The organism is Corynebacterium sp. KPL1986 (assembly GCF_000477975.1).
GTDB lineage: Bacteria > Actinomycetota > Actinomycetes > Mycobacteriales > Mycobacteriaceae > Corynebacterium > Corynebacterium accolens.
This window is the reverse complement of the sequence record NZ_KI515719.1, coordinates 407,149-419,058: the sequence shown is the minus strand read 5'-3', so window position 1 is coordinate 419,058 and position 11,910 is coordinate 407,149. Positions and strand designations below refer to the sequence as shown.

The 11,910-nt window shown below is 58.3% G+C and carries 9 protein-coding genes and 1 tRNA gene; 5 read left to right on the top strand and 5 right to left on the bottom strand.

Annotated features, from left to right (window positions below; all coding sequences use genetic code 11):
- Window positions 1–20: 20 nt before the first annotated feature.
- Window positions 21–1,019 (bottom strand): NAD(P)H-dependent glycerol-3-phosphate dehydrogenase, encoded by a 999-nt coding sequence (locus tag HMPREF1287_RS01910; RefSeq protein ID WP_023017844.1) that lies wholly within the window; start codon window positions 1,017–1,019, stop codon window positions 21–23.
- A gap of 150 nt (window positions 1,020–1,169) precedes the next feature.
- Here HMPREF1287_RS01910 and HMPREF1287_RS01905 point away from each other — a divergent pair, with 150 nt between their 5' ends.
- Window positions 1,170–2,168 (top strand): bifunctional NUDIX hydrolase/histidine phosphatase family protein, encoded by a 999-nt coding sequence (locus HMPREF1287_RS01905; RefSeq protein ID WP_023017843.1) that lies wholly within the window; start codon window positions 1,170–1,172, stop codon window positions 2,166–2,168.
- 45 nt (window positions 2,169–2,213) lie between these two features.
- Here HMPREF1287_RS01905 and HMPREF1287_RS01900 read toward each other — a convergent pair whose 3' ends face one another.
- From HMPREF1287_RS01900 to leuC, 3 genes are read right to left on the bottom strand one after another with little or no spacing between them, the layout of a single operon-like run.
- Complete coding sequence (locus HMPREF1287_RS01900) at window positions 2,214–2,999, bottom strand: hypothetical protein (protein ID WP_023017842.1); 786 nt, start codon at window positions 2,997–2,999, stop codon at window positions 2,214–2,216.
- A 48-nt stretch (window positions 3,000–3,047) separates the two neighbouring features.
- Window positions 3,048–3,638, bottom strand: coding sequence for a 3-isopropylmalate dehydratase small subunit (gene leuD, locus HMPREF1287_RS01895; protein ID WP_005282590.1), 591 nt, complete (start codon window positions 3,636–3,638; stop codon window positions 3,048–3,050).
- A gap of 22 nt (window positions 3,639–3,660) precedes the next feature.
- On the bottom strand, window positions 3,661–5,082 hold the full coding sequence (gene leuC, locus HMPREF1287_RS01890; RefSeq protein WP_023017841.1) for a 3-isopropylmalate dehydratase large subunit: 1,422 nt from the start codon (window positions 5,080–5,082) through the stop codon (window positions 3,661–3,663).
- Between the two features lie 52 nt (window positions 5,083–5,134).
- Here leuC and HMPREF1287_RS01885 point away from each other — a divergent pair, with 52 nt between their 5' ends.
- The 4 genes from HMPREF1287_RS01885 (at window position 5,135) to HMPREF1287_RS01870 (ending at window position 11,422) form a co-directional block, all read left to right on the top strand.
- A complete protein-coding gene (locus HMPREF1287_RS01885; RefSeq protein WP_023017840.1) occupies window positions 5,135–5,818 on the top strand; it encodes an IclR family transcriptional regulator in 684 nt (227 codons plus the stop codon).
- Between the two features lie 218 nt (window positions 5,819–6,036).
- Window positions 6,037–6,330: a hypothetical protein gene (locus HMPREF1287_RS01880; RefSeq protein WP_005282583.1), complete on the top strand. Its 294-nt coding sequence runs from the start codon at window positions 6,037–6,039 to the stop codon at window positions 6,328–6,330.
- Between the two features lie 233 nt (window positions 6,331–6,563).
- Window positions 6,564–9,236: a YhgE/Pip domain-containing protein gene (locus tag HMPREF1287_RS01875; protein WP_023017839.1), complete on the top strand. Its 2,673-nt coding sequence runs from the start codon at window positions 6,564–6,566 to the stop codon at window positions 9,234–9,236.
- Window positions 9,233–11,422, top strand: a complete 2,190-nt coding sequence (locus tag HMPREF1287_RS01870; RefSeq protein WP_023017838.1) for a YhgE/Pip domain-containing protein — start codon at window positions 9,233–9,235, stop codon at window positions 11,420–11,422. Before HMPREF1287_RS01875 ends, HMPREF1287_RS01870 begins: the two co-directional genes overlap by 4 nt.
- 316 nt (window positions 11,423–11,738) lie before the next feature.
- Here the strand turns inward: HMPREF1287_RS01870 and HMPREF1287_RS01865 are convergent.
- Window positions 11,739–11,811 (bottom strand) — tRNA-Glu (locus HMPREF1287_RS01865).
- Window positions 11,812–11,910: the final 99 nt, after the last annotated feature.

Genomic DNA, 11,910 nt, shown 5'->3' with positions numbered 1-11,910 from the left:
GCGATGATTTTACCTTTCTGCTACTCCGACTTCTTGGAGCGCCCCATAAGGGCAATGATCATATCGTCTACAGCCATGCCCTGATGACACACGCCGTAGACGGCTTCCGTAATGGGCATCTCTACCCCAGCCTGCTGGGCTAGGCGGAAGATGGAATCAGAGGAAAACACGCCTTCTGCCACCTGTCCATTGGTGGCCGTCTTCGCTTCTTCTAGGCTGCCACCTTGACCGAGGCGGTAACCGAAGGTCCTGTTGCGCGAGAGCGTGGAGTTACACGTGGCGACCAAATCGCCCAAACCCGCCAGGCCGGAAAAGGTAAATGGCTCCGCCCCCAAGGCCGTGCCCAGGCGCGTAATTTCCGCCAGGCCGCGGGTAATCATCGTGGCCATGGTGTTATTGCCCAAGCCCTTACCCGAGGCCATGCCGCAGGCCAAGGCGATGACGTTTTTGCACGCGCCACCGATCTCCGCGCCGATGACATCGGTATTTGTATAGGGCCGCAAGTAGGGCGCGGCGATGGCCGCCTGTACCGCCTTGGCGCGCTCTTCGTCGGTGCAGGCGATGACCGTGGCCGTAACCTGCCCCGCTGCTACTTCTTTGGCTAGGTTGGGCCCAGAAAGCACCGCCACGCGCTGCGGATCCACACCCGCTGCATCCACGATGACTTCGCTCATGCGCTTGAGCGTGCTGGTTTCTACGCCCTTAGAAATGGAGACCAGCGTGGAATCCTCGGGCAATGCGGGCGCCCAGCGCTCCACGTTGGCGCGCAGGGACTGCGATGGCACACCGAAGACCACGATATCCGCGCCGGAAAGCACCTCTTCCTCATCGTGCGTGGCGCGCAGTGCCGCCGGAAGGTGGACATCCGGCAGGTAGTCAGGGTTGGTATGCGTTTTATTGATCGCGTCCGCCAGCTCGGTCCGGCGCGCCCACAGGGTGACATCATTTCCTGCGTCCGCAAATACCTTGGCCAGGGTGGTGCCCCAGGAACCGGCACCCATTACCGCTACTTTTACCATGGCGTCCTCCAAACGTTTTTCCTATTAGTTCCACCTTAAGGCATTTATCGCTCTGGGCGTGGCAAGGATGCGGCAGGGATCTCCCCCGTGAAACAATGATGATGAGGTTAACGCCAATTTTTCACTTACCGAAGAAAGGCACGAAAAGCTATGCCGAGCGCGAAGAAGATGCACGAGACCGATAAAGATAAAAAGTCCGAAAAATTCATTTCCGGCCGGCACCAAGAAATTCCGGTGGATCCTGCCAAGGAATTTCCCCGCACTACCCTTGCCGCCGGCGCCGTAGTCTGGCGCGGCGACCCCGCGAAGCCAGAGATCGCACTCATCCACCGCCCGCATTACGACGATTGGTCCCTGCCCAAGGGAAAGGTGGATCCAGGCGAATCCCTACCCACTACCGCGGCGCGCGAAATTGAGGAAGAAACCGGCTTCCACGTACGCCTGGGCAAGTTGATTGGCAAGGTCACCTACCCCGTGCAGGGGCGCACCAAGGTGGTCTATTACTGGGCGGCGTTCTACCTCAGCGGCACCTATACCCCCAATGATGAGACCGATGAGCTGCGTTGGGTCCCCATTGACCAAGCACAGCAGCTTTTGTCCTATGACGTGGACAACGACGTCGTCGCCAAGGCGCAAAAGCGACTGCAGCTCGCCCCCACAACGCGCGTCTTATACGTTCGCCATGCCCACGCCCACGACCGTAAGAAGTGGGAGGGCGATGACAACCTGCGGCCTTTGGATAAGAAGGGGCGTCGGCAAGCAGAAATGCTCGTGCCCATGCTGGCGGCCTATCATCCCACCGCGATCTATTCCGCTCGCCCGCACCGGTGCCAGCAAACCGCCGCGCCGCTTGCCGACGAACTGGGCAAGGACATCGCCATTAATAAGGACTTTGGCGACGAGTCATGGGAAAAGAACCCGGCGGCCGCCAAGAAGGCTTTCCGCCGCGTAGTTGAAGACGGCGGGGTGCCGGTCATTATCAGCCAGGGACAGACCATCCCCGGCATCATCGAGGATTTGGCGCCGCAATTCCTCAAGAAGCCACAGGAGGAATTGAAGTTTAAAAAGGCCTCGGTGTGGGTCTTGTCCTTCAATAATGGTGAATTAACCGGGGCAGATTATCTTCCCAGCCCCCTGCCGGTGCGCTAGCTGGCTTGGCGCTAGCTGGCTTGAGGCGAGCGAGCCCCCGCCTCCCTAGCCGTGCATGCCGAGGTTGCGGCGCACGAACAAGGTGGGGGCCAAAGCCATGAGCCCCGGCAGCACGACGATGCCCACCACGGTTGAGCCCAGCGCCATGTAAAGGATGATGAGGACGATGCCCACCAGGAAGGTGGTGCCGATGTTCCTCTTTGCGATCTCCGCGGAAAGCTTAAAGCAGGCCCCTAGGCCTAGGTCAGGGCGTGCTGCCTTGACGGCTGGGACCCACCACCAGAAGAACAGGGCGAAAAGTCCGGGGATTATGAGCAAGACAAAGCCCATGCCGATGACCACGCTGGTCACGAGGTATGCCAGCATGATGCCGCCCATGCCCTTAACGGTAAAGAAATCCCCGAAAGTTAAGTCCTGGCCGTTGACCTGCTTAGTAGCGGCTTGGTACCAGATGGCGTTTGCCCACAGATAAATAACTAACAGGGCTATTACCCCGAGAATAAGTAACAGCACGCCCAGTACGCCAAGGGAACCGTCTAAGGCTCCCTCGGTCGACGCCTCGATGGAAAGAGATCCGCCACCGGCGGCAAAGACTACGGCGATTACGGCGTAAGCGACAAAAAGGACGACCATCTGCACGAGCGGGGCAAAAAGCCACGGCACCCAATTGCGGCCGAAATAGCGGAAGCTATCGCCGATGATGCTGACGGTATCTATGCCGCCTGGGGCGGGCGGCTCGCCGGAATATCCCGGCTGCCCATTTGAATAGGGCTGCTGGGAATAGGGATTGTATCCGTCGTGGTCGCGTGAACCGGAATAAGGCGAAGTCATACCGCAGACAATAGTGGATAATCCCGTTTCACGGCTACGGTGCTGCCGCTATTCCGGGTGAACCGCGGGCTTAAAGCTGGCGCGGGAGTTCTCGAAGCTCGTGATCGCCTCTTCATCGCGCAGGGTGATGCCGATGTCATCAAGGCCTTCCATCAGGCGCCAGCGCGTGTAGTCATCGATGTCGAATGAGTAGGTGTTTTCGCCAACCTGAACGGTACGCGCCTCCAGATCGACCGTGACTTGGGTTTCCCCCGCTTCCAGCTGCTTCCAAATAAGCTCGATGTCTTCTTGTTCCATCAACCCGGTAAGCAAACCAGACTTTCCCGAGTTACCGCGGAAGATATCCGCAAAACGGGAAGAGAAGACCGCCTTAAAACCGTATTCGCGCAAGGCCCACACTGCGTGCTCGCGCGAGGAACCGGTGCCGAAGTCGCGGCCAGCGAAGAGAACGGAGCCGTCCTTGAACTGCTCCTGGTTAAGTACGAAGGTGGAATCGGCGCGCCAGTTGGAAAACAGCCCCTCCGCAAAGCCCGTGCGCTTGACCGATTTGAGGTAGCGCGCGGGGATGATTTGATCCGTATCCACGTTGGACGCCCGCAGCGGGACTCCGGTGCCGGTATGGGTGATGAATTTCTCCATTGTTTCAACCTTTCTCGCGTGCTTATTTCAGGTCAGCCGGGCTGGACAGGTATCCGGTGACGGCGGTAGCGGCAGCAACCTGTGGGGAAACGAGGTGGGTTCGCCCGCCAGGGCCCTGCCGGCCTTCAAAGTTACGGTTGGACGTGGATGCGGAGCGCTCCCCTGGTTTCAGTTGGTCGGGGTTCATGCCCAAACACATGGAGCATCCCGCCGTGCGCCACTCTGCGCCGAAGTCTTGGAAAATCCGGTCAAGGCCTTCCTTTTCCGCATCGGCCTTGACCACCGCGGAGGAAGGAACCACGATCATGCGCGTAGTGGAATCGATGGTGCGGCCCTTGACCACCTCAGCGGCGGCGCGCAGGTCCTCGATGCGGGCATTGGTGCACGATCCCACGAAGACGGTGTCGATCTTGATATCGCGCAGTGGGGTACCTGGTTGCAGGTCCATGTACTCCAATGCCTTTTTCACGGTGGCCTTGGAATTGTCATCACCGAAGTCTTCTGGATCCGGTACGGTTTCGCCCAGCGGCAGGCCTTGGCCCGGGTTCGTTCCCCAGGTAACGAACGGTGTCAGTGCTGAGCCGTCGATTTCTACGACGCGATCGAATTCGGCGCCATCGTCAGTAGGCAGCGTCTTCCAGTACTCCACCGCAGCATCCCAGTCGGCTCCCTTAGGGGCGAACTCGCGGCCCTTGACGTACTCGAACGTCGTCTCATCGGGCGCAACCATACCGGCACGGGCGCCGGCTTCAATGGACATATTGCAGATGGTCATGCGGGCTTCCATGGACATCTTCCGGATGGCTTCACCGCGGTATTCGATGATGTAGCCTTGGCCGCCGCCGGTGCCAATCTTGGCGATGATGGCAAGGATGAGGTCCTTGGCGGACACGCCTTCCTGCAATTCCCCGGTGACTTCGATGGCCATCGTCTTAAATGGCTTCAAGGACAGCGTCTGGGTGGCCATGACGTGCTCTACCTCTGAGGTTCCAATGCCCATGGCGATGGAACCGAACGCACCGTGGGTAGAGGTATGCGAGTCGCCGCACACAATCGTCATGCCGGGCTGGGTAATGCCCAGCTGTGGGCCCACGGTGTGCACGATGCCTTGCTGCTCATCGCCCATCGCGTGCAACCGCACGCCAAATTCTTCGCAGTTCTTGCGCAAGGTGGAAACTTGGGTCCGCGATACCTCATCCTTAATCTCTAAGAGGTTGCCAGATTTAATCCCCAGCGTCGGCACGTTGTGGTCCTCGGTTGCCAGGTGCAATTCTGGGTGCCGCATAGTGCGACCTTGCAGTCGCAGCCCATCAAAGGCCTGCGGGCTGGTAACTTCGTGCAAAAGTTGAAAGTCAATATAGATAAGGTCTGGTGCACCTGCATCACCCTCTTGGACAACGTGGTCGCGCCATACTTTTTCAGCCAAGGTCAGCTTCTGGTTCATAAACATCACTCCACACTTGAAATCTCATAATTTGGGACGTAGATTTCATTATATGGGAGAGTATAGCGCAGTTTCCGGCATTAAGGTACTAGATCGTGCAATGGCCATCATGATGGCCGCCGCGAACCATCCATCGACCCTTAATGAGTTATGCGAAACCACGGGGCTACCTCGGGCGACGACGCACCGGCTGGCCACCGCACTAGAGGCACACCGCATCCTTGTCCGCACCCCTGAAGGAAAGTGGAAGGCCGGCCCCGCACTTCCCGGCAACCGCGATCACATACTAGAAGTTGCGGGCCCCATCATGGACCAACTCCTCAACCGCACCGGCGAGTCCATTCAGCTTTATGAGTTCACGGGCACCACCCGCACCTGCATTGCCACCCGCGAACCCACGTCCGGCCTACACAACGTGGTCCCAGTAGGCCGCCAGCTGCCGCTGACCTCCGGCTCTGCAGCCCGCATTATCGCAGGCTATGTGGACTTTCCCCTAGACGCCGCGCAATTCAGCGCCGCCGATGTGGAAGCCGCTCGCCGCCAGGGCTATGCAGAATCCATCGAGGAGCGCGAAGCTGGCCTAGCCTCCATTTCCGCTCCCGTCTTTGATTCTTCCGGTGTTTTTCGCGCGGCACTGTCCATCTCCGGGTCCGCCGAGCGCTTCCGCCCCTCGCCCGCCAAGAAGTACGCCCACCTGCTTACCTCCGCCGCCCGAGAACTTTCGGAACTGCTCTAGCTTTACAACCACCTCACCACTACCCCTGGGCCACCCGCTGGCCTAGGGGTTTGTCATGTTTTTACCTCCACGCATCCCGCCCCACCGCGACCTAATGAAAAAATATCGAAAATCTCCCGCGCGCTATTGAAACCGTACTGAAAACATGATTTAATGAAAACAGAGTGAAAACGAAAAGGACACTCCCCAACCACAAAGCGCAGAAAGGATTCATGATTATGACTCACGCTACCCACACTGAACACGAGCACACTCACGGTGAAGGCTGCGGCCACGTTGCCTTCCCACACGAGGATCACACCGACTTCGTGCACGATGGCCACATCCACCGCGAGCACGAAGGCCACTGGGACGAGTGCGAGACCACTGAGCACGTCGAGGCTGAGCCACACAGCGAGCACACCCACGGCGAAGGCTGCGGCCACGTTGCCGTCCCCCACGGTGACCACGTTGACTACATCCACGACGGCCACCGCCACGCCGCTCACGGCGATCACTACGACGAGCACTAAGCCTCGCCGCCAAGCGCCCCGCAGTGCCCTAGCGCCGCGATAATCCACCGCTTCGATGCATGGATTATCGCGGTGCTTTTCTACGCATTAGCCCAGCGTGAATTAACCTTTTATTAACCCTAGCCGCATTGATGCGCAAAGCACGGTGACTGAGAGGTAACCAAGCTATCAATTTCGCGGAATCTGCCTGCTTGACTATTAGTTAACACCGTTTCGGTGCTACGGTCTTTCGAGTGATTACTAGTTGGAAGCTTTTTCTCCAAGACTTCGTCCGCCTGTGGCGGACGCCACAAGTCTGGGTGATTCTCATCGGTTTGATGATTACCCCTGCCTTATATTCTTGGGTCAACGTCTCCGGTTTTTGGGATCCCTATGGCAATACCGAACACCTCAAGGTAGCCGTGGTGAATGAGGACAAGGGTGCCTCGTCAGATCTCACCGGCGATATTGACGTCGGCGGGCAGATGATGGAAAAGCTGCACAACAACGACAAACTCGGCTGGCAGTTTATGGACCGCGGCGAAGCCGAGCACGCGGTGAAATCCGGCGATGTTTTTGCCTCCATCATCGTCCCGGAGGATTTTTCTTCTGACTTTGTCAGCCTCTTCGAGGGCACGTACTCTCAACCCACCTTGGAGTATCAGGTCAATGAGAAGATCAATGCCATTGCCCCCAAAGTCACTGACTCCGGTTCTTCTACTCTCGAAACCACGATTAGCGCCACGTTTAATGAAAATGTCGCGAAATCTGTAGCCACCGAGTTGAGGAATTCCGGCGGCGATCTCAGCGATAAGATCAATAGCACCGCGGGCAATACCGCGAATTCCTTCTCAGAGACCGCCGATACCGTGGCCAATTCCCGCAATTCCCTCACGGATGTCACGGCCACTATCGACGATGCCCGCCCCACCATCGCGCAGGCGCGCAAGTCCCTAGGCTCCGTGCAGACCACGATCGATGACGCGCAGCAGGCCTTAAACCAGGTCACCGCCTTGACCGACGAGGTGCAAAAGGAAGTAACCTCCTTCGCTGACGATGCCACCGCCGCTTATATCCAAGGCACGACTGCGCTTGCCGATGGCACCGCGAACGCCAATGCCAATATCGGTTCTGTCACAGGGAAGTTAAACGGCGCTCTCAACCGCGTCGATGCCGCGACCGACGGCGCACAGGGCATCCTTGGTCAAGCCGATAAGGCCATCGACCAATTAGCCGGTGTCGCTGCCCTTCCGGCCCTTCCCCCAGAGGTATCCCAGCAGATCAACCAGTCGGTCTCTGAGCTGCGCGACCGCAATAACCAAAACCGCGCGGTGCTAGGCGAGCTTGATTCCCTCAATAGCGATACCAATGCCACCCTGGATTCACTGAATAAGACCTCAGAATTGCTCAATTCCATGGCCTCCCAAGCGCGCGATGATTCCCATGGACTCCGCGATGACGTGGCCAACGGCCTGCCTAAGCTCAATTCCGCGCTTTCTAATGTCTCCGCTACGGCCGGGCGCCTATCTGCCTCGCTCAACAGCCAGAAGGCGCTGGTTGGGCAAACGGACGGGCTTCTCGGGGGCGTCGACGAGCAGCTGACCCACGCCCAAGAAGTGGTAAAGCGCTTCTCAGTCGACCTGGACCGCGTCGAGGAAGGCCTGCGTTCCGCGCGGACCGATGTCATTGCCTTGAGCAACACGGCCACTAATAACACCGTGCTGAAGTCCGTCAATGGCCTTGATACGGACCACGTATCTTCCTTCCTCTCCTCGCCCGCAGAGATGGAAAGCCACGCGGTCTTCCCCGTTACCCACTACGGCTCCGGCATGTCCTCGCTGTTTATCAACCTCACGCTGTGGATCGGTGCCTTCATGCTTTTGATCATTTTCCGCGCCGAGGTTGACCCGCAGGGCCGCCGGGATCTGACCATCAATAAGGCCTATTTCGCGCGCTTCTTGCTCCTCGGCTTTTTCGCCATTGCCCAGGCGCTAATCGTGTCCATCGGTAACTTGGTCATTGGCGTGGAGCACGTCAGCGCCACCGCCTATGTCCTTACCTCCGTATTCATCAGCCTGTGCTACCTCAGCATTACCTATGGCTTGGTCTCGACATTTGGCCACGTGGGCCGCGGTATCGCGGTGGTCCTCGCCTTCATCCAAATTCCCGGCGCATCGGGCCTGTATCCCATCGAGATGACGCCGGACTTCTTCCGCGCCGTCCACCCCTTCTTGCCCTTTACCTACGGCATCGACGCCATGCGCGAGACCGTGGGTGGGTTCTACGGCACCCATTACATCCGCGACATCGCCGCGCTGACCGGCATGGCGGCTATCGCCTACCTCATGGGCACCTTTTTAAGGCGCGGGTTGTCCAACGTCACCATGCTGGTCAATGACGAGCTGGCCAAGGGCGGGCTCGTCATCAACGAGCAGGTCCACCTCATCGGCAGCCGCTACCGCTTCACCGATCTGTTGTATGCCTCCGCGGACCGCGAGGGATATCAAAAGAGCTTGGATACCAAGTGGATGACCGCGCGGAAGAATTATTCTCAGTTGATGAAGTTGACCATCGCCATTGGCTTGGCCTTGGTTACCGTGCTCGTTATTTGCTCCCGGTTCATGCCGGATCAAAAGGCGATCATCTTCGGCATTGCCTGCCTCGTGGCGCTGATTGCGGTCGCGACCATTTGTTCGCTGGAATACGTGAAGCAAAGCATCGCGCACGATAACCGCCTGGCAGACCTCAGCGATGAGGAAATCCAGCAGCACCTTGAGCATCAACGCCGAAACCCCAATCAGTATCGGCTAGAAGATGTGCAGTCGGATAAACACGCCGAAATATCTTCTACCCCACAATCGCAGGGCGATACTGCAGATAAGCCCGCCGACGGCGGCGAAGAATCCGGAAAGGGAGATAAGTCATGAACAACATCCTGACCATTCTCCGCGATGACCTCAAGGCCATCCGTGGCAACGTAATGACCGCCGTCATCATTTTCGGCCTCGCCATTATCCCGCTGCTTTTTACCACCTTTAACGTGCTCGCCAGCTGGGACCCGTTTGCCAATACCAAACAGCTCAAAATCGCCGTCGCCAGTGAGGACAAAGGCCACCAAAGCGACCTAGCTTCGCTCAAACTCAACCTAGGCGATGAGGTTTTATCCCAGCTCAGCCGCAACGATGATATCAACTGGGTCCTTACAAATAGCGACGATGCCATTGAGGGCACCAAGTCCGGCGAGTACTACGCCGGCATCGTCTTGCCCAAGGACTTTAGCGCCAACCTCCTTACCTTCTATGTGGAAGGCACCGAGCCGAGCAAGCTGAATCTTTACACCAATGAGAAGAAGAACGCGCTGTCGACCACGATTACCCAGCGCAGCGCTACCGGCGTGATCGAAAAGATCGACGAGTCCTTCACCCGCGTCGTGTCCAATGTGGGCCTTGGCGTCATTTCCTCATTGGACCAGTACTTGGATGAGGGTGAAACCCAAGCCGCGCTCAATAACGTGCACCACCGCGTCAACACGGTGCAATCGCGCCTCGATGCGGCCTCAGGCACGGTCATGGCGCTAAGTAATCTGGTTGATTCCACCATTCCGCTGACCCGAGCCGCCAATAACATCCTGAATGAGGCGGGAAACCAGGCTTCCAGCACCACGAATGACAACGGCGAGTCCCCCATCGACATCCTCAAATCCACGCTGGATGAGTCCACTGGTTCTTTGGACGCGTCCCTTGCCGCGACGACGCAGAGCTACGAGGCCCTATCCTCGCAGATTGAGGAATTGCTCAACAACGCCAGCGCCACCTCCGCGCAAACTGCCCAGACCTTCCGCACTGCCGCGGACCGCGTGGGACAGCAAACCGCTGCTTTCCAAGGCGTAAAGGACAGCATCCAAAAGGAAGCGGATAAGGTCAATCTTCCCGCCCCCGTGGCAGCGGGATATAAGGCCGTCATGGGGCAACTCGATGCCAGCATCGCCCAAAGCAATGCGCTGCACGATTCCTTGACCTCCACGGCCAATAACATCGACAACGGCGGAAAGTCCCAAGAGTCCAAGCAACAAACCCAAGCTGCGATTGCCAGCGCCAAGCAGGCCGTACAAAACGCCCGCAACTCCTATAACTCCAACCTCAAGCCGCAGTTAGCAGCCTTGGGCGATAGCGTGGGCACGGTGGCCAACGATATCGATGCGGTCAAGCGCGATATCGCGGGCGTCCGCAATACCATCTCTAATGACAACGATGCCCTCGTCCGCGCCCGCGATATGACCGCCGGCCTATCCGGCACCCTGCAGCAGCAGGCGGCCCGCTTTGGTGAGCTCAGCCAAAAGATCGATGAGATCCGCGACGGCGGCGATCTCAGCCAGCTCGCCGATCTCATCGGCGATGATCCCGAGCTACTGGCCTCCCGCATCGCCTCACCGGTCAATGTGGACCGCCAGCCCATCTACGAGGTTGCCGCCTTCGGTGTTGGCATGACGCCGTTCTACCTCACGCTCTCACTGTGGGTCGGCGCCCTGCTCGCCTGCGTGCTGGTACACACCAACGCCGAGCGCAAATACTTGAAGAAGAACGAAAACCTCGACAAGAAGGATCACTTCACCAGGAACCAAGTCTTCTTGGGCCGCTTCATCACCTTCGGGCTCATCGGCATCGCCCAATCCACCCTTGTGGTCCTCAGCCTGATTTTCTTCGTGGAGATCGAGCCCGAGCACCCATTCATGATGCTCTTTGCCTCGTGGATAATCACACTGGTGTTTATGTTGATAATCTATTCACTGGTTATCACATTCGATAGCGCGGGCAAGGCGCTCGCGGTGCTGCTCTTGGTTATCCAAGTCTCCGGTTCCGGCGGCGCCTATCCCCTGCCGCTGCTTCCAGAGTGGTTCCAAAATGTCAGCCCGTGGCTGCCGGCCACCTACGGCATCGACGCATTCCGCAGCGCCATCGCCGGCATTTATGAGGCCGATATCCTCCGCGAGCTCGGCATGCTCCTCCTCTTCGCCATCCCGGCGCTTATCCTCGGCCTGTTCTTGCGCCCCGCCATGGATAACTATCACAAGCGCCTCCAGAAGGCGATTAAGAAGACGAAGGTCATGGCCTAGCCACCACACCTACACACAACGCCCAGTGCAGCCTGAGAGGCTCGCTGGGCGTTGTTTTTGCAGTGGCGGACCCATCCCCCTCCCTTGGCGCTCACAGGCAGCTGACCCCGCCCCAGTCCTCGCTGAGTTCGTGAGCGCGAAGGGCGGGCTGCGGCTAAAGCAGGCGCTTTCCGATGCCCCTTCCTCGCCCACCGTGCTCCCCAAAGCGCGCTGCTCAATGCGGCGCAGGAAGAGCCGTTTAAGCGCTCCAGGACACGCGAGAAGAAAATAGCAAAAGAAAAAGGCTGCGAGCTTTAACGCTCGCAGCCAATATATGTACCCCGTACGGGATTTGAACCCGTGTTACCGGCGTGAGAGGCCGGCGTCCTAGGCCGCTAGACGAACGGGGCTCGTTCGCGCGTAGCAGGCAAATCAAAAGCTGTATTGCTTAAAGCTTGCTTGCTGCGGACTCGTTAAACAGTAAACGATGGGTAAACACAATACAAATC